This is a genomic window from Paenibacillus sp. FSL R5-0701 (assembly GCF_037973995.1).
Taxonomy (GTDB): domain Bacteria; phylum Bacillota; class Bacilli; order Paenibacillales; family Paenibacillaceae; genus Paenibacillus.
In genome coordinates this window covers 7,063,037-7,083,290 of record NZ_CP150230.1, presented here as the reverse complement: position 1 = coordinate 7,083,290, position 20,254 = coordinate 7,063,037, and the positions used below count along the sequence as shown (strand labels likewise).

Below are 20,254 nucleotides of genomic sequence, written 5' to 3'. Positions count from 1 at the left end.
GTTCTGTCATCGTAGTATGAGAGTAAATATTCTTTAGTTCAACTTATATTAGAGAAACCAATCAAGCAGGCTTGGTACAAGCTAAACATAGAAAAGAGATATAAACGCTAACGCGGATTAAGCAGGATATAGGGGTGAACTTAGCCGATGCAGGGGAAGATTTTGGTGGTGGACGATGAACAGCCCATCGCGGACATTCTGAAGTTTAATTTGGAAAAAGAGGGGTACGAGGTCATCTGTGCATTTGATGGCATTCGTGCGGTTGAACTGGCGTTATCCGAGAAACCGGATCTGATGCTGCTGGATCTGATGCTCCCGGGCAAGGACGGTATGGATGTCTGTCGTGAGGTGCGCGCTCATCTGGAGATGCCGATCATTATGCTTACCGCCAAGGATGGCGAGATCGACAAGGTGCTTGGTCTGGAATTGGGTGCGGATGATTACGTGACGAAGCCATTCAGTACGCGTGAGCTGCTTGCACGGGTGAAGGCACAGATGCGCAGACGGCAAAAGCTTGCGATTACGGCAGAAGCGCACGAAGACGAAGAGAAGCAGGTCATGCGGCTGTTTGATCTGGCGTTTGATATGGACATGTATACGGCTTATAAAGGCGGAGAACCGCTTGATCTGACCCACCGTGAATACGAACTTCTCTATTATATGGCGAAGCATTCCGGCAAGGTTATGACACGGGAACATCTGCTGCAAGCGGTGTGGGGATATGAATATTTCGGCGATGTACGCACCGTGGATGTTACGATTCGTCGTCTGCGTGAGAAGATTGAGGAGAATCCAAGCAAACCGGAAACGATTCTGACACGCCGCGGGCTCGGTTATCTCGTGCGCAGTGCCAAAAGCGTGGGGATATAATGGGCCGATTCGCGCGATTCTCGTTCTTCCGAACGATTCAGGCGAAATTGATCATTATCTATGTACTGCTGATTCTGATTGCGATGCAATTGATCGGCGTTTATTTTGTGAGCGCGATGAAGAACTCACTAACGAGCAACTTTACGGAAGACTTGCAGGCACGTGCAGAAATGCTGTCGGTTCTCGTGGGCGAGACAATGGCGGGTGGAGAAGCAGAGGCGGGCGAGGACAAAACGGAAAATCTACGTGTGCTGGTGAACAACCTGTTCAACATTAACGGTGCCGAGATTCAGGTGCTCGATGCCAGCGGCAAGGTACTCACCACCTCGCTAAGTTCACATTCGGATTATGTGGGTCGCAAAAACACCCAGACCGTCGTCAGCCGTGCGCTGCAAGGCATTCGGGACAATGAGGAATATATCGTGGACGAGGATAATGTTCGCAAAAAGGTCGTCGCCAAGCCGGTGCTGTCCGGCGGCAAGATCATTGGCGCGGTCTACATCGCGGCATCCATGAACGAGCTGTATTCCACGATGGAGGGAATCAACAAAATCTTTATCTCCGGCATTCTGATTGCCTTGGTGTTAACGGCGGTGCTTGGCGTGATTTTGTCCCATACGATAACGCAGCCGATTAAGGAAGTGACGCGGAGAGCGACAGCGGTCGCAGAAGGTAACTTCGATCAGCAGACACCTGTATTTGGCACGGATGAGATTGGTCAGCTCAGTCGGGCTTTTAACTATATGACCAGTAGGCTTCGGGATGCACTCTCCCAGAATGAAGAGGAGAAGGAGAAGTTAACCTCCATTCTGACCAATATGAGTGATGGTGTGGTGGCTACGGATGAGTACGGTAAAGTCATTCTCGTAAACCGTCGTGCCAGCAGCATTCTGGGTATGCATCCTGCGGATATTGAAGGAAGACACTTCGCTATATTACTCGGCATTGATCCGGAGGATGCGGAAGCCCTTGCGAGTGGTTTCACAGGTTCAACTTTGCTGCAGATTGCACCCGCAGGACAAGAAGAACCTGTGGTCATTCGGATGACGTTCACACCGGTTCATCGGCGTGAACGGGGGATCACGGGAACGATTGCCGTACTTCAGGATGTTACCGAGCAGGAAGAGCTTGAGGCATCCCGTCGTGAATTCGTAGCCAATGTTTCCCATGAACTGCGTACACCACTGACTACGATCAAGAGTTACGCGGAAGCACTGGATGACGGTGCACTGGAAGATCCGCAGCTTGCCGGTCGTTTCGTTGGTGTTATTCAGAACGAGACAGAGCGAATGATACGACTGGTTACGGATCTGCTGCATCTATCGCGGCTTGATTCCAAAGAGGCTTTGCTACGTAAACAGCCAACAGACATCCTGGAAATGCTGGAGGAAGTGACGGATCGATTCTCGTTCCAGATGCATCAGAAGGATATTCAGCCTGTGCTGTCTGTAGAGAATGATATTCCGGCTGTTCCGCTGGATCGCGACCAGATTGATCAGGTGCTGGATAATGTCGTGTCCAATGCGCTGAAATATACATTGGAAGGCGGCACCATTACGATTGCGGCTAGACGCAGTGATGAACACACACTTGCCATCTCGGTATCGGATACCGGAATGGGTATCCCACAGCGCGATTTGGATCGCATTTTTGAGCGGTTTTATCGGGTGGACAAGGCTCGTTCTCGCAGTATGGGAGGCACAGGGCTAGGACTGTCCATTGCCCGGGAAATTGTGAAAGCACATGATGGAAGCATCTCTTTGGAGTCTGAAGTAGATGTGGGAACGACAGTAACGTTCACACTGCCGATGCGTGAGAAAGGGGGTGAGCACCGTGAAGGAACGGATTAAATCCTTGGTGCTTGCTGCCCTTGTTGTGGCCAGTCTGGTTCAGAGTTATTTTCTGATCTACCGTTTGCCCGGAGGCGGAGATTCCATTGTGACGTCAGAGACGAACTATGTGAAGACGGAAAATATGGGTCAGGAACGTAATATTGAAGAATTGATCTTCCCCGATCAGATGGTTATTCATCTGGGTGAGGATAAACATACGGTGTTTTACCCTGGCAATACGTTCTATCAGTTGATCTATTCAAGGTTACAGGGGCGTGCGTTCGATGATTTTCAGCGCCGCAGTGTGCAATCGGTGAACTGGGATCAGATTCGCAAGGAGAACCCTGGGTTTGAGCTATCGTTCAAAGAAGGTATTCCCGTAGCATTGTTACAGCGGGTGATGAGGCTTGGGACGGATTCCTTGTTCCAAGGGGAGACCATTAACCGAATTTCTATCTATACGTCCAAAAATGAAACGAAGGCCCATGCGCTGTTCTTCAGCGCCAAGGGAGACGTGGTATACGAAGCAACGCAGGCAGACCTGACAGTGCAAGACGTGCAGCAGCATGTTGATTTTGGTACGAACTGGACGCCATATACCTTGATGGATGGCGGGTATTATATCCCGGCGGAAGCTCTGGAGACGATTGAGGCGGATGTACCAACAGGTCAGTTCACGGTTGAGCAGATGCAGCGTAGTCTTTTCTTCGATCCAAGTATGACCCGGAACATACGGGAAAAAGATGGATCGGAAATCTACACGGACAGTAAACGTAGTCTGCAAGTTAAGCAGGAACAACGCTGGATCAGTTACACCGATCCGGCGGCACCGCCTGCGGGACAGATTGATCCTGCGAAGGATGCGCTGTCTGCGGTTGATTTTGTGAATCAGCATGGTGGCTGGAAAGGCCGGTCACGCATGATGCTGGAGACCGCCGATAGCAAGACACAGCTTGAATTCCAGCAGTATTATGGCAGCTATCCGATTATGGATTCCATGCAGTTCCGCTTTGGCACGATCAGCATGGAGATGCAGCAGGAGACGGTATCTAGTTATGAACGATCGCTGGAATACCTGAACGAAGGTGCAGAGACGAAGAAATCGGTGAAGTTGCCTGGTGGAGAAAAGCTGAAGGCTCTTATTAAAAAGGTCGCAGGTGAGAATCGCCAGGTCGTGGACGTGTACCCGGCATATCGTCCTTCTTCGATTGAGGACGGACTCAAGCTGATCCCGGTATGGGTGATCCGCTTTGGAAACGGGGAGGAAACCACCGTTTCTTGATGGGTTGTAGGGTAATGGAGTCATTCGATATCCGAGCGAGGTGTAAGGTCACACGATAACGGAGAGGGCAGAAAAAAGCTGGAGAAGCGAAGCGTTCGCCTTTATCGCCGGATTTCTCCCTTAGGAAAAGGGAATCAAGAAATCTGGGGATAACAGCGATCGGAAGGTTGTTCTGACCGCGGAGTGGGCCAGTGTGATATTAGTTGCTTTTATCAAATGGACGGAGGTGAATGTTTTGGATTGGGGACGGGCGAAAAATGTGTTGATCTATGCCTTTCTGCTGCTCAATCTGGTGCTGGGATACCAGATCTGGATGGATGCGCGGGAGACAGCCGGAGCCAATCTGGACTTCACCTCACTGGCAGATAATACACAGCAGGCGATGGAAGAGAAGGGCATTCAGGTGCTGGCTCCGATTCCAAATGAAACGCCGAAGCTGCCAAAGTTGTCCTATGAGTTCATTGAAGAGGACAAGGCTGGTGTGGATATGGAACTGGAACAGCCTGTAGATAGCAAGCTGATCTTCTCGCAGAGTGAGCTGGAAGATGCATTAGAGCGTGAGATTCCACAGATTGGGACATACCGGCTGGATCAGCTGATGGCCGAGGATGGGGCTTTTGTGCTTCACCCACTGGTGGATGGCAAATGGCCGCTCTTCAATGTGAGTCTGGAGCTATTCTACAGCGACCAGAAAATAACGGGTTACCGTCAAACTCCAGTGCGGATTACAACCGCAGAGGAGAGCGATCAGCAGGTACTTCCGGCGTCGAAGGCGCTGGGAACGCTGATCGAGAACTTTTTGCCAAATGATGCAATTGTCAAAGATATTCAGCTGGGCTATTACGGCCAGTTGTTCAATTCAGATATACAGGTAGCGATGCCGGCATGGCGGTTCGTGCTGGAAAGTGGCGAAGTGTTGTACGTGCAGGGCATCAGTGGGGATGTATTCAGTCCCAAGACAGACAAACCAGGGGAGTAATGCGTTATGGGGATATATTTTACCGTGTTATCCAGCGGTTCGACAGGTAATGCCACAGTCATACAGCATGGGGGTACCTCTCTCATGATTGACGCGGGTCTTAGTGCGAAGCGATTGGATGCACTGTTTCAGGAAAGGGAGATTTCTGGGGCAGAATTGGACGGAATTCTGGTTACACATGAACATTCCGATCACATTAAAGGACTAGGCGCGATGTCTCGGAAATATAATTTACCAATCTACGCGAATCTGAATACGTGGGCGGCACTGGAGAAGTCGGTTGGGGCGATTCCAGAGGAAAACCGGAGGGTATTTGAGACAGGTGAGAAACATGATTTTGGGTCACTGCGCGTGGAATCCTTCGGGATCTCGCATGATGCAGCGGAGCCGGTAGGCTACACATTCGATGATGGTACGGAGAAGCTGTCTGTTGCAACCGATCTTGGGTACATGAGCGACAAGGTTCGCGATGCCATCTCTGATTCTGACGTGCTGGTGCTGGAGGCGAATCATGATGTCGAATTGCTGCGTATGGGGCGTTATCCATGGAACACCAAGCGCCGGATTTTGAGCGACATTGGGCATTTGTCGAACGAAGCAGCAGGTGCAGCGCTTAGTGAACTGATGAACGGACGCATCAAGCGCACGTATCTGGCACATCTTAGCCGAGATCATAATATGATGGACTTGGCGAAAATGTCGGTGCGCGACGCAATGGAGAGCCGTGGATGCTTTTATCGGGATCATGAGTTCAAACTCTGTGATACGTATTACGACCGTCCTACGCCATGGGATAGGGTGGGTGAGCCATAAAGCTGTCGAGTTCAGCGGCTTTGCGCTCGACTTCCTCGCGGGTCAGAATGCCTTTATCAATAAGCAGTTCAATGATGGTACTGAGTGCAAGGGTATTGCGATAGTGTTCTTCCTTGAGATCGGCCAGCTTGGCCGCCATATGAACTTCATCCATGGCTGTGAGTGTACGTGTGCGATCCATATATATCCTCCTCTATGAAGCTTCGAATTGTCTTTTACTATTATTGTAGTCAGGCTTGGTGGAAAACATTCCTCTTTTTGCCGCTAACATTTGTGTGATGAGACGTGTATGCTGAACCTGTGACTATGCAGGGGTGAAAAAGTTCTTCAAATTTGCCAAAATGGCGCTTAGCGGACCGGATTTTGTGGTGATAGATACTATGGACCTTTATTGTTAAGCGCGTTATAGCGGAAATTTGCTTTAATTTTCGTAAATATGCAACTTTTTGTGATTTGACGTGTTTAGTATATGAGGAGCATTGTGATTTTGGCTGTTTTGCGTGTGAAATGGCATGTCATAGAATGCGAGAGCATGATTGATAGAGTCACTGACAGAATGGCGTGTCCGTTCTGTTGTACATAGACGCTGTATCTTGATTTGATGCCGGGATGCGGCGATATGCAAGACCATTTTATAAAATTGCAAAAAAGCATGGGAAACCGTTGGGGTCTTCACGTAACGAAGACGACAGAAGAAACCTGAAGAAACAGAGTGTTCGCCTTTAGGAACAAATTTTCACCTTGGAAGAGGGGATCAAAAAAATTTGTGAGTAACAGCGATCGGAAGGTTCGTCTGTTGGCGGAGTGGTGTATGTGAGAACTCCATCGTTGATCCATGCGACAACTTAGGCGGCAGTCAGGGTCTTGATGCGTGACAACGAAGGGGAGAGGATCACGATGGGATTGTTTGGAGACGATTTTTATTCAACCAAAGTATCAAGACGCGCCGAACCTGAACAGAAAGGCAAACTTCAGATCATCCGCCCTGGAGGCAGAGCACGTGGACGTGACCGCTGGAGCAATCCGCGCAGATCGCGAACGGGAATCAGTTCCACAGTGAAGGTAGCTGTGATTAGCTCGGTGATCAGCTCCATCGTGACCGTCATGCTGTTTAGCTTCATCACACAGCCTGCTTCGTTACCGCTGGCTAATGCTACAGGTAATGGTGGTGGAGGCGGTGCACAGACAGCGCAGGCAGCTGATCCATACGACCGGATTATCCAAGCAGCAGCCCATGTTCGTCCTTCCGTGGTGAGCATTGTGAACCATAAAACGGGTAGCAGTCTATCGATGGAAGATTCGGCGCTGGGCTCAGGGGTCATTTTCAAGAAGGAAGATGGCAAGGCTTATATTATGACCAACCACCACGTTGTGGAGGGTGCGAGTGATCTGGAGATTGTGACCGTAGATGGGGAGACACATAAGGCAAAGCTGGTCGGTAAAGACCGTGTAAGTGACATTGCTGTACTATCCGCAGAAGATAAAGGGCTGGGAGCAGTCGCGGAGATTGGCGATTCCAGCAAACTTCAGCGCGGTCAAACGGTGCTGGCGATCGGGAACCCGCTCGGTCTGGGCGGTACCCTGACATCCGGTATTGTCAGTTACACGGATCGTATTCTACCGGTATCGATTAATCAGGACGGAGTGTACGACTGGGAGCAAAACGTGATCCAGACGGATGCGGCGATTAATGAAGGTAATAGCGGCGGTGCTTTGGTCGATCTGAACGGCAAAGTGGTCGGCATCAACACGATGAAGATCTCGGATACGGGCGTTGAAGGTCTCGGCTTCGCGATTCCGATGAACGAAGTGATGAAAACGGTAGATTCCCTGCTACTGAACGGCAAAGTATCTCGTCCATACCTGGGCGTGTACACGGTTGATCTGAGCAACCCTTATGCACCATTGGATGACGAGCAACGTAAGGATCTGAAGCTGCCATCTCATGTGGATAGCGGTGTGGTTGTGCTGGAAGCATCCGGTCCGGCATCCGAAGCAGGTATGAAGCTGAATGATGTCATTACGGAATTTGACGGGCAAAAAATCACCTCCACGCTGGATCTACGGAAGTATCTGTACGATGAGAAGAAGATTGGAGATACCATTGAAGTGACCTTCTACCGGGATGGCAAAGCGGAGAAAGTATCAGTGAAGCTGACGGATAAACCGGAGTAAGGGAAGATCAACGAGCGAGCCCATACTGTTGCGTGGATTGAAATAGGGAATGCTAGAAGAGTGATCAGATCAACTGACCACTCTTTTTTAGTTATTATGGGTGGATGTGCTCGTTCGACAGTAAATGAGTAGATCAACCATTTTTATATTCTCATGATCAGTTAGACCCGGAGCCAAAGAAGCAGATACATAAGACTAGGGCTGTGGTAAACTGTTGTCAATATGTTGGAGACGGTCGCTGATGCAAACATCTGTTTGTCGATCTGATTTTATTTCAGAATGGAAGGGGTATTTTTGATGAAACATTTGAAGAAAAAGATGCTTGGGGGAACGAGCTTGGCGCTGTCGCTGTTTGTGCTGTCGGCCTGTGGATCTGAGGTAGCTACGACAGGAGCATCTGTAGATACAAGTGCTCTGCAAGAGAAGATTGCAGGGCTTGAGAAGAAACTATTGGATCAGGGAGCCAAGAGCGTTGAGCAGGAGCAAAAGATCGCAGCACTTGAGACCAAGTTGAATGAGTTGAGTACAAATGTGATTGCGGTAGGTGAGGCTGGTGGCCAAACGCCTGTAACATCGGGAAACAACGGATCGGCGGGGAAAGGCGATGGGGTGCTGATTACCTTTGCCCAGTATGAGAAGCTTGAGGTTGGCATGTCGGTGGGAGATGTCATCGAGATCCTTGGCGGCGAAGGTGAAGCGCTGAGTGAAGCGGAGAATATGGTGGTGTACAACTATAAAGGCACAGCCGGCAATGGTGCCAATGCGGTTATTGCTTTTCAAGGCGGGAAGCTGTTGACGAAGGCGCAGTCAGGATTGAAGTGAAAAGCGTGGATTAAGGAGCATTCTTTTCGTGGTACCGTGGAGGTATCCGGAAGGGATGTTTTTTGTTGTTTATTTTTGCTGCAAGGAGAGGTTTGGTGGAGGTTGGGCACGATAAATTAGGGCTGGGGGTTTCTTTTCGGTGGCAGGTGTGATAGAACTGAGAAGTGGCTATCCTGTAATGGGATACGCGGTTGTGAATCGGGAACATAGCTGGTTACAGAAAGGATGCTTAACGGATGTACGTTGTATGCAAAGAACACGTGGACATTGCCATCGACATGTTTGTCGATGAGTATGAGGACGCTCCAGATATCGTTGATCTGAAGGAGACGGAATTTGCCGACTGGGACCCGCCTGCGAAATGTGCCGAGTGCGAACAGCACGCGGAATTCCTCGTCGTTTAGCGTACTGTAGGACTTAGACGGCTGGAGGCGTGACTTAAGGTGGCGCTTCGGGCTGACTTTCCATCCGGTATGAACATCACAGCAAGAAGCCAAGGAGAGCGTGATGAGCGCTCTTTTTGTGTTTGTGGGGGGAATTGGTGTGGTTAGTAGGCTGTGTGGAGCTGGGCGAGGCTTTAGGGGCTGGCGTTGGAGTAGAGGATAGTAGGAGAAGATTAAGGTAGGTAGGTGCTGAGTTCTGAGTTGGAAGTGAACCAGGTCGTATCGAAAGTACAAAGTAAGTAGTTAATAGAAATGGATGCCACCCGGGTACGGGGAAAGTGAAGTTATGTGACAGCGATGTGGGTAGATACGGAGGCGTGGCGTGGCTTGGCTTGACCGAGTAGCTCTAACGAATTTGGGCAAATACCGCCTGGTTGAAATCTAACGAATCGTAGACACGTTATATTACTGAAGAGACTTCGAAAGAGGTGGGAAGCGCTCGGTGGGTGCCGAATAGCGTGTTTCAGATTCGTTAGATTTTAAAAGAGTCGAAATAGGGCTGATTAAGGTGTGTGGGGTTCGTTAGAATTTGGAGAAGTGTGTAGTATAGGTATAATACAGTTGGAACGAACGATGCGATGAAGCATCTTACTTATAGAATATCTCGCAAGACAATTTAGGAGGAATGGGTTGTTATGTTTATTCAGATTATTGGCGTAGGCAAATTGAAGGAAAAATATCTGACGCTGGGCATTCAGGAATATGCCAAGCGGCTCGCCCCGTACATCAAGTTTCAGATGATCGAGGTGGCAGACGAAAAGGCGCCCGATACCCTGAGCGAAGCTGAGGTTCGGGCGGTAAAAGAGCGCGAGGGCGAACGCATCCTCGCGCATGTGAAGAGCGAGGCGCACGTGGTCGCGCTCGCACTGGACGGCCAGCTCTGGAGTTCTGAGGAGCTGGCATTGGAGATCGACAAGCTCGGCACGTATGGGACGAGCCATGTCGTGTTTGTCATCGGAGGAAGCCATGGGCTCTCCGATGAGGTGTTGCGCCGCGCGAAGCAGCGCTTGAGCTTCGGGCGCATGACCCTGCCGCATCAGCTTATGCGGCTGGTGTTGGTGGAGCAGATTTATCGCGCGGTGAAGATAAATCGGAATGAACCGTATCACAAGTAGAGCGAAATATTTTGTCTTAGTCGCTTATAGGGTAAGGAAGGTCACCCTGAGGAAATGCCATTGCTTAGGTGATATCAAACGATAAGAATTATTAGAGCGATACTATAATTGCAAATAGTAGAGGAGAGATGGTGTCATGGTAGACGTCAATTTAGAGAGAGCGGAAATCAGTAGGACTTTCTAACTTTGTTGAATTTTATTAGGACTATTGGGCTCACTATCAGAAGTCCGAGCATTTGAGGAAAGTGGACAAAAACAGCTGGGAAGTAGAAATGCTAAAGGCAAGCATTCAGTCAGATCATTTTAGTATTACAAGTGAAATAAGGAACAAGGCAAATCTGCTTTTAGATGGACGGTCCAGAGCTGAAATAATAATGCTCAACTTCTGCTTGAGTTGAGGGGATTTCTCGTAACAGAGAGAGCCCCTTCAGCCATTTATGTCTTTTAGGTGTTCGGCGAACAGATCGTGGTCCATTTGATCCATCTTGTATAGAGAAGGATACTTTCAATTTCCCTCCTCCAACTTGGTAATTGGGGACTTCACACTGGAAAGCCTGTCTTGAAGTAGTTTGATACGTCCGGCCTTACATACGTTTACGCTTTTTACTATTGTCCTCAGAAGGGTTGGCTTAGCTAGAACGTTCTGCATCCTGTCTGTTACTGCCTTTTCCGCTGACAATTCTTCTGTCTGCGTACTCCCAAGTATTTTTTATTGTTAAGAGCACAGTAGTTTCGCAGGGTATCCAACTGAGCGCCGATGGAGTAACCATACTCTGCTTGCTCCTCGGTACTGACCCTAGCATAAATGGCGACGCTTGTTAGCTTATCCATGGTGGTCGTTCGTCCTTGACTACCTATTATCGACTTTTCTTGCAAGATAGTTACTGCCTCAGTATATTTCATTTGGACGCAGTATTGTTACTAGGAGCCTTTAAGAGAACAGTAACTTCTCCTGAAAGATAAATCAGATATCCATTAGATGCAATTACTTTCTTTATGTTATTTAAGGCTAATTGAAATTTGAGTTCCAAAAATTTTGAGCGGGGATAGTTCTCTCTCCGGGGAGTTAGGTACGTTGGTTGGATGCAGGTGAAAATTCAGTGTTACTACTGTTCACGCTGAATTTTTGGCAGTTGAATCTCAAATACTGTTTTTTCAAAGGGGGCACTCGTCAAGGAAATTGACCCATTATGGAGAGAGGTGATTTCCTTGACAATCGAAAGTCCAATGCCGAGTCCTTCGCCTTTTCTGCTGTCATCGATACGGTAGAAACGTTCAAAAACATGCTTTTGATCCTGTAGGGAGATGCCGCGTCCTTTATCGATAACCGTCATGAGTATGGTATCAACCTTTTCCGAAAGTCCGATTTCAAGATAATGACCTTCTGATCCGTAGCGAATCGCGTTGTCCAATAGGTTTCGCAGCGCACGTTCGATTAGGGAGGTATCAATCCAGGATTGGATATCCTCATCAGGGATATTTACTTCAACAGTGAAGTTCTGTCCCTCAAGAAACATCAGGTAGTCGGCAGCAATTTTTCGCATCATTTCAGATACATTATGCACTTCAACATGAAGCTTTAAATTCCCCTCATCGTGGCGAGTAATATCTAACAATTGATCTAAAAGCTTATCGATGTAACGAGAGCGCTGTAGCAGAACTTTGGCACTCGCTTGTAACTCCTTCTCATCCTTATACAATCCAGCACGAATCGTTTCTGCGTAGCCTAAAATCATCGTTAGAGGGGTGCGTAGATCATGGGAAAGATTAGACAGCAACAGATTTCGTCTGGTGTCAAATTGCTTGATTTGTTCGCCTTGATTTTGAATACGGCGTGCCATGGTATTATAATGCGCAGTGAGTAGGCTAATTTCATCCTTTTTCGTGTCCTCTAATACAGTAATTTCACTTTGGAGGTTAAGCTGTCCTATAGCCTGATTGAGCTTACTAATTCGTTTATTCATGGAAGAGAAAAAACCTAGAGATAGCAGATAGGGAATTAATAAAGCAACAATTAACGGTAGCAGAAAAGTAGACATGGCTTTAAAAGTTCGCATGAAGAAGTAAATTTGCCCATTTTTCATGTCGTGGCTGGATAAGCTCATCAATAGATAATAGGGTTGATCCTCTTGGCTAATAGAGTAAGTAAGCGTAATCGGTTCATCGACCCCCCATAGGTTCTGAGGCATACTGAGCATTCGATTTGCAAGCTGCCCGAAATCATAGGTATTCTTTTCTCCGAAGGTATCATAAATCGTCAATCCATCTGCTGAAATCCATTCATAACGAATATTAGGGTGGTTTCTATGAGCATTATCCAGTATTTGCGTTATGTCTTGGATACGAAAATCTTGATGCATTGCAATCGGATCAAGGACTTCTTGTGAGATGGCGTTTAGGCTGTTCAAATTATAACCCTTATCTCCCATTTTTCCCATAATGAGGCTAAGAGAAGCAAACACAAGAATACTAACGTTTGCACTAATGAGCATAAGTAGCCAAAGCTTTGTTCGATTTTTCATTGTCCATCACCTGAGAATCTATAACCGACTCCACGTATGCTGTGAAGGTAATGAGAGGGGGTCCCCGTGGGTTCAAGAATGCTTCGAATTCTGCTTATAAATACACTTAAATTGTTTGCATCAAAGTTCTCATGGTTCCACACCTGCTTATAAATCTCCCTTTTAGTCAAAATACGGTCTGGATTTTGCATGAACATTTCTAGAAGTCGGCATTCTACCGGGGTTAAATGAAATGACTTTCCATCATTTTGCAAAACATAATTACCTACATCTAGTACTAATTTATTTAAACGTAGAAGCTTAGCAGTATAAGAAGAAGGTCGATGTCTTCTTAACTGTGCTTGCACACGAGCAACCAATTCTACTGGGCTAAAAGGTTTAGTGACGTAATCATCTGCACCTAATCCGAGAGTTAAGATTTTGTCTTGCACTTCTCTTCTTGCACTCAGGGCAATTACCAACGATTCAGCCTTTGCTTCTCGTAAATATTGAAGCACCTCAAACCCGTTGCCATCATCCATCATGAGGTCCAGTATCAATAATTCGATCGTATACTTACTGAATAATTGTATCGCTTGTCGTCCTGAACTGGCTTCAATGACTTGCAGTTCTACTTTTTCTAAATGCATCCGAATGAGCTGACGAATTTCGGGTTCATCATCTACAATTAAAATGTGATTAATGGTGGATCATTCCTCCTTTGTAAGTGACATGAAACCAATCTTGGTGATGATCAAATGATAACAATAATAAATGGAGAAATATATATTGTATAACATTCATTAAGAATTCATTAAGAAAAGTACATTTGTGTTTTGATAAGATGAGAAAGAATGATGTTGATGAGGAGGATTGGTTATGTTTAAACGCGTGGTATTAAGCTCCATGGTATTGGCCTTATGTTTGTCTGCAACACCAGTTCAAGCAGCAGAAGCAGAAGCAGAAGTTATTCAATCTCTTTATGTTTCTTATTTTGAACGGCCGACGGATGCCAATGCTTTTATCGATCTAAAAGATTTAGATGCGGCAACAAAGGCGAAGTTCGATGCGATGATTTCAGCAGGTATCTTCCAAGGTGTCTCCGATAACATTTTCGGATTGAAAGAAGAGATGAATCGGGCCCAATTCGCCAAGGTTGCGGCGCTTGTTTTTAACCTGAATGTTGACACTACTCCAAGGGAATCGTCGTTCAGTGACGTAAAAGTAGACAATCCTACGCTGCCTTATATTGAGGCGATCCAAGCGGCGGGAATAACGAGTGGTATGGGTAATGGAGAGTTCAACCCAGAGGGCTTAGTGAATAAGGAGCAATTGGCCACATTCCTAGTTCGAGGATTAGGTATGGAGGAGAAAGTTGAATCGTCTTCAATTGTTGGAGTCTCCAATTGGGCTGCTGGATATGTCCAGAAGGCGCTCGATCTAGGCTTGCTAGAGAACGCTCCGGACGGTACATTCGACGGTAAGGAGGAGGCGAGTCGCGGGCTGCTTGTTACTGGAGGCTTCGAAACAGCTAGAACGTTCGAAAAGACCAAACCTCTTGAAGTGTCTGGATCAGACTTCGCAGCGGGAAACACGCTACATCTGACTCTGACAGTGGGGATCGATGTTGACTCTATCGACCTGTCTAAGATTACGATCAACAGCGTTGCGCTGAATCCCAAGTTGGACAGCTTTGCTCTGTCTGAAGACAAGAAAATGATTATTATCAAGCTGCATGATGGCTTCCAGTTAGATATGTCCAAGACACCAGTCATCGCCGTTAACGGCCTGAAGACACAATTCGGTAATGATGTGAAAAACGGTGAAAGTAAAAAGATCCCGGTTACGTTGACCGAACCTCCAGTCAAGTTAACACCAACACCGGGGCCAACAAATTCAAATCAAGGAACGGACCCAACGCCGGGGCCAACAAATCCAAATCAAGGAACGGACCCAACACCGGGGCCAACAAGTCCAAATCAAGGAACGGACCCAACACCGGGGCCAACAAATCCAAATCAAGGAACGGACCCAACACCGGGGCCAACAAATCCAAATCAAGGAACGGACCCAACGCCGGGGCCAACAAATCCAAATCAAGGAACGGACCCAACACCGGGGCCAACAAATCCAAATCAAGGAACGGACCCAACACCGGGGCCAACAAATCCAAATCAAGGAATGGACCCAACGCCGGGGCCAACAAATCCAAATCAAGGAACGGACCCAACACCAGGGCCAACAAATCCAAATCAAAGCTAAGATTCCATGCAGGGAACGAATACAAATTCATGTCCCAAAGGGGCACTCAGGCTCAGGTAGGTGCTCTTTTTTTCGCTTTTGGAGTGATAAAATGAACCGTATCACAAGTAGTAGTAATATTATAAAATAAAATACTTTGAGAGATCGAAGGATGAACATAGACATAATGAAATTATCATTATGATCACTGCATTTCGCTCCACCCTATAAATCCACTACCCTATGTGAAGTGACCCCGTAAAGTTAGACAGATTATATCTTTAGGCAACTTGTTGGCATGAATCCGGTATCGTACCGGACTCATGCCTTTTAGTTTTGCTTTAATGCGTTTGTTGTTGTAATAATCGATGTATTTGGATAGCTCTTGTTTAAAATGTGAGACACTTTCAAATTCCTTTAAATATAATAATTCGGATTTCATGATGCCAAAGAAATTCTCCATGACGGCGTTATCGTAGCAGTTACCTTTACGGGACATACTTTGCGTGATGCCACGTTCTTCAAGGGCATGACGATACGGTCTCATCTGGTAGTGCCAACCTTGATCCGAATGAATGAGGAGTTTATCTTTATTTGTTAAACTGCAAAATGCTTGATCTAACATCGTGGAAACAAGCGAGTAGACCGGTCTTGAACCAATCGTATATGTAATGATTTCTCCGTTATACAGATCAAGTATGGGAGATAAATATAGTTTTTCTCCGAACAATTTAAATTCTGTAATGTCCGTAACCCACTTCTCGTTTGGCCTTTCAGCGTGGAAATTGCGTTCTAATAGGTTCGGTGCAATCTTGCCAATTGTCCCTTTATACGAACGATATTTCTTCATACGTACCAAACACTTTAATCCCAATACTTTCATCAAACGCTGTACCTTTTTATGATTTACATGGTGTCCACGATTGATTAACTCGTCGCGAATACGACGATAACCATAGCGTCCCTCATGCTCCTTATAAATCGCTTGTATCATGTCTTTTAGCTCTAAATCCTTGTCTACCGTACCAAACGCTTTTACCACGTAATAATACGTGCTACGAGGGATATCTGCTAGCTTTAGAAGTGCTTTCACCGAAAATTCGTTCCTTAGTTCATAGACTACTTGAGCTTTGTCTTGTTTGGTGATTTTTCCTTGTTTCGAACTAAGGCATTCAACTTTTTTAAATAAGCATTCTCCATTTTCAAACGCTCTACCTCTGCTTGTAAAGCCTCTACAGATCCTTCTACTAGCGTTTGATTCTTCTGTGCTTTAGATCCTTTTTTCATGGATGAGCGCCCCTTTTTCTTTGGTTGAAGGGCGTCTATCCCTTGTAATTCCAAGCTTTTTTGCCAACTTAAAAGGGTACTATGGCTAGGAATATTAAATATAGCAGCCGTTTCTCTAACAGACGTCCCAAATTCGTTCATATAATGAAGTACGTCTAGTTTAATCTGCGCAGGATATGATGTATAGCCCTTTTTAAAAGCTTTTTCACCATGATGCTCATATTGTCTAATCCAGTTTAAAAAGACAGAATGGTGAAGCCCGATTGATTTTGCAATGCTTTTCAAGCTTTCTGATCCCTTTTTATAACGCATAACGGCTTGTATTTTTTCATCTGAACTGAATTTAGTCATGAAAAAACTGCACCTCCAATTGGTAGTTGTGTCTAACAATTGGGGTGCAGTTCATATGAGGTTGTGGTTTTTTGCTTTTTGAGTCTTTTAGTTATTGTTAAAAGCTATGACTAGCCATGCTTTTTTCATATAACAAGCATTCCTTTTCATCATGCTATACTCATTAGACTAAAAAGTTAGAAGGAGAAATAGTTATGATACCATTTCGTAATGATCATGTAGGTAGCTTTCTACGTCCTGCAGATTTAAGTCAGGCACGTGAACAATATAAATCAGGCAACATCACATATGAGGAATTAAGAGCTGTGGAAGATAAAGAGATTATTCGAATTATTGAAATGCAAAAGGAAAATGGCGTATTGGCAGTTACGGATGGTGAATTCCGCAGAAGCTGGTGGCATTTTGATTTTCTGGGTGGCTTGGATGGCGTAGAGTTGTATGAGCAAATAGATGGACCAAAATTCCACAATATGCAAACGCGCAAGGGTGGGATTCGTGTTATTGGTAAAGTTGATTTCTCGAGTCATCCCTTTGTCGCGGATTTTGAGTTTTTGAAAAAGTATGCAGGTGACGTAGTAGCGAAACAGACCATTCCAAGTCCCAACATGCTTCTTTATCGATTGGAGAATGACGCCAATATCTATACGGACCGAGAGCAATTCCTTCAGGATACGATTGCGGCGTATCAAAAAGCCATTCAAGCCTTCTATGATGCAGGATGTCGATACCTGCAATTAGATGATACAGCTTGGGCAGACCTATTCTCAGACGCTGGTCACGATAAGCTACGTGCTAAAGGTCTGGAACCGGCGGAAGAGTTGAAAACGATGCAGCGCATGATTAATGAATCCTTGTCTCATAAACCGGCAGATTTAGTTGTGACGATGCATATTTGTCGTGGTAACTATAAATCGAACTATTTCTCAACGGGTGGTTATGATTACGCTTCTGAAGTTATCTTTGGAGGCTTAAACGTAGATGGATTATTTTTAGAGTTTGATGATGAGCGTTCAGGTGGTTTCGAGCCATTAAAATATGTGAATCGAAAAGATTTGAAAATCGTGCTTGGTTTACTCACATCAAAAACAGGCGAGTTAGAGGATAAAGAACACATTAAAGCTCGGATTGCAGAGGCGGCAACCTATGTTCCACTTGAGCAACTATGTTTGAGTCCACAATGTGGTTTTTCGTCTACAGAAGAAGGCAATATTTTAACGGAAGAACAACAATGGCGTAAACTTCGTTATGTGAAGGAAATTGCAGAAGAAGTTTGGAATTAATCCATCTAAATAACGGAGGGGATTCAAAATGACGATCCAAGCAGACCAAGAGACAATTATAGTTGAAGCGTTCATCAATGGTCAGAATGTAAAATCCCTTTCGCAGGTAGCAAAAGAGAATCCGACAAACCCAACTGAGATCGTAGGTTATTTCCCTGTCACTACGAAAGAACAAGCGGTTGAAGCGATTGAAGCGGCGGCAGGGGCTTTTAAAACATGGAAGCAGACCCCCATTGATGAACGCATTATTATGATGCGTAAGGCGATCGAGAAGATTAGAGCAGCTGAGAATGAAATTGTACATTTGCTGTCTAGAGAGCATGGCAAGCCCCTGTATGATGCACACGGTGAAATTTATGTTTCGTTAATGTGGATGGAGTTTGCTTGTAATGAAGCCAAATCGGCTCTACAGGAAGAGATCAAAGAGCATGAGAATGGTAAAACGATTCTTACTTATGATCCAATTGGTGTGGTGGCAGCGATTAGTCCATGGAACTATCCCATTGCTTTATCTACGATTAAGATCGCTCCTGCCTTGCTTGCGGGCAACACGATTGTGCTTAAACCAAGCCCGTTTGCACCACTGGCGGCAGCGAAGGTAGCAGAGATTATTGCGAGTGAGTTCCCGGCTGGTGTAATTAATGTCGTTCATGGTGATGCGGATGTGGGCGTTGAACTGACTAGTAATCCTCATGTCACAAAGATCGCCTTCACAGGTGGCACCGCGACCGCTAAGCATATTATCAAAGCAGCTTCGGAAACGATTAAAGATATGACGCTTGAGCTTGGTGGTAATGATGCGGCTATCTTCTTGGAAAGCTTTGATGTTCATGATGAGCGAGCAATGCGCCGGATTGTCATTTCTAATTTCTTGACTGCAGGCCAGATCTGTATGATCGCCAAACGTGTGTATGTACACCGTTCTATTTATGATGAGTTTGTGGAAAAATATATAGAGGCGGCTAATCGCTGGATTCGAATTGGTGATCCATTTGATTCAAATACGACAATAGGTCCGGTTAATAACCTGAAGCAGAAAAATGTCGTGCTGGGTCTGGTTGAAGATGCGCAAAAACGTGGGGCTAAGGTCATCCCGCTCGGTCAAATTCTTGATCAAAAGCTGTTTGACCAAGGTTACTATCTACAACCTACGCTTGTCTTAGGTTGCGATGTTCATGATCCGATTGTGGTGGAGGAACAGTTTGGCCCTACGGTTCCGATTCTGCCATTTGACGATGAAGAGCAGGTAATTCATCTACACAATGAGAGCATATATGGATTGACGAGTTCTGTGTGGGGGAATGAAGAGGATGCTATCTCCGTCGCACGTCAACTCGAAGCTGGAACGACCATGATCAATACAGCTGCTGTGCAGGGGCTCGACGTTCGGTTCCCTTTCGGTGGGGTTAAGCAATCTGGTATTGGCCGTGAATACGGCGCCGAAGGCATCCGCACGTATACAGAAAAACATGTCATCAACGTTCCGAAGACACTGGATCTTCCTTATATCCCAGAATAAATGGTATAGAGGTTGTTCAAAAAGGCTCTAACTTTGCGCTTTGTTTACTGATTTTTAAGGATCAGTAGACAGGGCGTTTTTTTGTCAGATCAGTTTGACAGGGGTGACTTTTTTAGAGAAAAAATAACCCCACACCTGATGGAGGTGACGCTAAAAAAATAAAGAAGCCACTCCATTGATGGAGTGGCTTTGTACTCAGCTATTATACGGTGAACGGCGGCTATCTTCTACCTAGTGACTCCCAAATGCCATGGAGCCAGGAGTCGAACTCAGCATCTTTGTCGCCCTCGTAAGTATCATAAATATCCAGACGTGTCTTTTGCAGTTTTTCCTTGAATTGCTCGAATGTGTGACCTTCAGGAAGGCTTTTTTTAATCCGTAGCAAAATTTTGTTAGTACCTTTAAACAGCTCGCCTTTGTTTTTGGCAGGCATTTGTACATCTTCATCCAACTGCTTCAGCTTGTGATATGCGGCTTCGCGCACTTGAAACACTTGATCATTTTTCAAAACATGCTGAAGCAATTTAATGGTAGGGGCTGTATTCCAGTTCCCCAATTCGTTCACCGCATTCAGTCTTTCTCTCCAGCTTGACGTCCGGTTAGCCGCTCGTTTGAGCTCTTCCAAGTTCTCCGGTAGTTCGTTAACTGCTCCAATATCATGGTTGTTCGTCAAAATTCAATCTCCTTAATCATCGCCATCTCGGCAGAATGATGAATGTTATTTATGTGATCACTATTATAGCA

The 20,254-nt window shown here is 46.0% G+C and carries 18 protein-coding genes; 12 read left to right on the top strand and 6 right to left on the bottom strand.

Annotated features, from left to right (window positions below):
- Positions 1–147 precede the first annotated feature (147 nt).
- The 5 genes from yycF to MKZ13_RS31055 all read left to right on the top strand — a co-directional run bounded on the left by yycF (position 148) and on the right by MKZ13_RS31055 (position 5,776).
- Positions 148–870: a response regulator YycF gene (gene yycF, locus MKZ13_RS31075; protein WP_017691453.1), complete on the top strand. Its 723-nt coding sequence runs from the start codon at positions 148–150 to the stop codon at positions 868–870.
- Positions 870–2,720 (top strand): cell wall metabolism sensor histidine kinase WalK, encoded by a 1,851-nt coding sequence (walK, locus tag MKZ13_RS31070; RefSeq protein WP_339180879.1) that lies wholly within the window; start codon positions 870–872, stop codon positions 2,718–2,720. The genes yycF and walK overlap by 1 nt, the downstream gene beginning before the upstream one ends.
- On the top strand, positions 2,704–3,984 hold the full coding sequence (gene yycH / locus MKZ13_RS31065) for a two-component system activity regulator YycH (protein WP_339180876.1): 1,281 nt from the start codon (positions 2,704–2,706) through the stop codon (positions 3,982–3,984). The genes walK and yycH overlap by 17 nt, the downstream gene beginning before the upstream one ends.
- A gap of 235 nt (positions 3,985–4,219) precedes the next feature.
- Entirely contained in the window at positions 4,220–4,963 is a 744-nt protein-coding gene (yycI, locus tag MKZ13_RS31060; protein WP_036612041.1) for a two-component system regulatory protein YycI, read from the top strand.
- Positions 4,964–4,969: 6 nt separating this feature from the next.
- On the top strand, positions 4,970–5,776 hold the full coding sequence (locus MKZ13_RS31055) for an MBL fold metallo-hydrolase (RefSeq protein WP_036671861.1): 807 nt from the start codon (positions 4,970–4,972) through the stop codon (positions 5,774–5,776).
- On the opposite strand, the gene MKZ13_RS31050 is transcribed toward MKZ13_RS31055, so the two are convergent.
- Positions 5,745–5,957 (bottom strand): hypothetical protein, encoded by a 213-nt coding sequence (locus MKZ13_RS31050; protein WP_036611899.1) that lies wholly within the window; start codon positions 5,955–5,957, stop codon positions 5,745–5,747. The two genes, MKZ13_RS31055 and MKZ13_RS31050, sit on opposite strands and share 32 nt — an antisense overlap.
- A 716-nt stretch (positions 5,958–6,673) precedes the next feature.
- On the opposite strand from MKZ13_RS31050, the gene MKZ13_RS31045 reads away from it, so the two are divergent.
- From MKZ13_RS31045 to rlmH, 4 genes are all read left to right on the top strand, one after another.
- Positions 6,674–7,951 carry a trypsin-like peptidase domain-containing protein gene (locus MKZ13_RS31045; protein ID WP_036611896.1) on the top strand — a complete coding sequence of 426 codons (1,278 nt, stop codon included), beginning with the start codon at positions 6,674–6,676 and terminating at the stop codon, positions 7,949–7,951.
- A gap of 297 nt (positions 7,952–8,248) precedes the next feature.
- The gene (locus tag MKZ13_RS31040) at positions 8,249–8,773 is read left to right on the top strand and encodes a hypothetical protein (RefSeq protein WP_339180871.1); all 525 of its coding nucleotides are present in this window, start codon (positions 8,249–8,251) and stop codon (positions 8,771–8,773) included.
- A 236-nt stretch (positions 8,774–9,009) separates the two neighbouring features.
- Entirely contained in the window at positions 9,010–9,177 is a 168-nt protein-coding gene (locus MKZ13_RS31035; protein ID WP_017691462.1) for a CxxH/CxxC protein, read from the top strand.
- Between the two features lie 674 nt (positions 9,178–9,851).
- Positions 9,852–10,331, top strand: a complete 480-nt coding sequence (gene rlmH, locus MKZ13_RS31030) for a 23S rRNA (pseudouridine(1915)-N(3))-methyltransferase RlmH (protein ID WP_076252167.1) — start codon at positions 9,852–9,854, stop codon at positions 10,329–10,331.
- Positions 10,332–10,988: 657 nt separating this feature from the next.
- Here the strand turns inward: rlmH and MKZ13_RS31025 are convergent.
- The 3 genes from MKZ13_RS31025 to MKZ13_RS31015 all read right to left on the bottom strand — a co-directional run bounded on the left by MKZ13_RS31025 (position 10,989) and on the right by MKZ13_RS31015 (position 13,521).
- Positions 10,989–11,162, bottom strand: coding sequence for a recombinase family protein (locus MKZ13_RS31025; protein ID WP_339180867.1), 174 nt, complete (start codon positions 11,160–11,162; stop codon positions 10,989–10,991).
- A 275-nt stretch (positions 11,163–11,437) separates the two neighbouring features.
- Positions 11,438–12,853: a HAMP domain-containing sensor histidine kinase gene (locus MKZ13_RS31020; protein ID WP_339180865.1), complete on the bottom strand. Its 1,416-nt coding sequence runs from the start codon at positions 12,851–12,853 to the stop codon at positions 11,438–11,440.
- Entirely contained in the window at positions 12,850–13,521 is a 672-nt protein-coding gene (locus tag MKZ13_RS31015) for a response regulator transcription factor (protein ID WP_339185479.1), read from the bottom strand. Before MKZ13_RS31015 ends, MKZ13_RS31020 begins: the two co-directional genes overlap by 4 nt.
- Positions 13,522–13,711: 190 nt before the next feature.
- On the opposite strand from MKZ13_RS31015, the gene MKZ13_RS31010 reads away from it, so the two are divergent.
- Positions 13,712–15,094 (top strand): S-layer homology domain-containing protein, encoded by a 1,383-nt coding sequence (locus MKZ13_RS31010; protein ID WP_339180863.1) that lies wholly within the window; start codon positions 13,712–13,714, stop codon positions 15,092–15,094.
- Positions 15,095–15,314: 220 nt separating this feature from the next.
- On the opposite strand, the gene MKZ13_RS31005 is transcribed toward MKZ13_RS31010, so the two are convergent.
- Positions 15,315–16,711 (bottom strand): IS3 family transposase gene (locus MKZ13_RS31005; protein ID WP_339180860.1). Its coding sequence is split into 2 segments (ribosomal slippage): positions 15,315–16,258 and positions 16,258–16,711, totalling 1,398 coding nucleotides; the frame shifts between segments, so codons are not numbered across the junction.
- 194 nt (positions 16,712–16,905) lie between these two features.
- Between MKZ13_RS31005 and MKZ13_RS31000 the strand changes: the two genes are divergently transcribed.
- Both MKZ13_RS31000 and MKZ13_RS30995 read left to right on the top strand, forming a co-directional pair.
- Positions 16,906–17,991, top strand: a complete 1,086-nt coding sequence (locus MKZ13_RS31000) for a 5-methyltetrahydropteroyltriglutamate--homocysteine S-methyltransferase (RefSeq protein WP_339180858.1) — start codon at positions 16,906–16,908, stop codon at positions 17,989–17,991.
- Between the two features lie 28 nt (positions 17,992–18,019).
- Positions 18,020–19,510 carry an aldehyde dehydrogenase family protein gene (locus MKZ13_RS30995; protein WP_339180856.1) on the top strand — a complete coding sequence of 497 codons (1,491 nt, stop codon included), beginning with the start codon at positions 18,020–18,022 and terminating at the stop codon, positions 19,508–19,510.
- A 220-nt stretch (positions 19,511–19,730) separates the two neighbouring features.
- Here MKZ13_RS30995 and MKZ13_RS30990 read toward each other — a convergent pair whose 3' ends face one another.
- Entirely contained in the window at positions 19,731–20,183 is a 453-nt protein-coding gene (locus MKZ13_RS30990; RefSeq protein WP_339180853.1) for a HEAT repeat domain-containing protein, read from the bottom strand.
- Positions 20,184–20,254: the final 71 nt, after the last annotated feature.